Source organism: Rhizobium sp. SVR5-9E (assembly GCF_056755095.1).
The window spans coordinates 1-272 of record NZ_JBNDHS010000410.1 but is presented as its reverse complement, the minus strand read 5'-3'; the positions used below and the strand labels follow the sequence as shown (position 1 = coordinate 272).

Here is a 272-nt window from a genome sequence, read left to right as displayed (position 1 = left end):
GTTCAGGAAGCTGTTGATACCAAATTCAATTTAGAAAAGCTGAAGGAACTGGCTATTAAAATGTCTACACTTCCGGCTGATAAAAAGTTTTTAAATAAAATTACAAGACTTCTCGAAAACAGAATCAAAGCTATTGAAGGAAACTCTTTGGATTGGGCTCTAGGGGAGTGGTTGGCTTATGCAACGCTTCTTGTGGAAGGTCATAACATAAGAATTTCTGGTGAAGATGTAGAAAGAGGAACTTTTTCTCACAGACACGCAGTCGTAAAAAC

General features: G+C 37.5%; 1 protein-coding gene. It reads left to right on the top strand.

The window, feature by feature from the left end; all coding sequences use genetic code 11:
• The coding region (locus ACPYOJ_RS35405; RefSeq protein WP_481420394.1) for a hypothetical protein at nt 1–272 on the top strand (272 nt) is incomplete at both ends.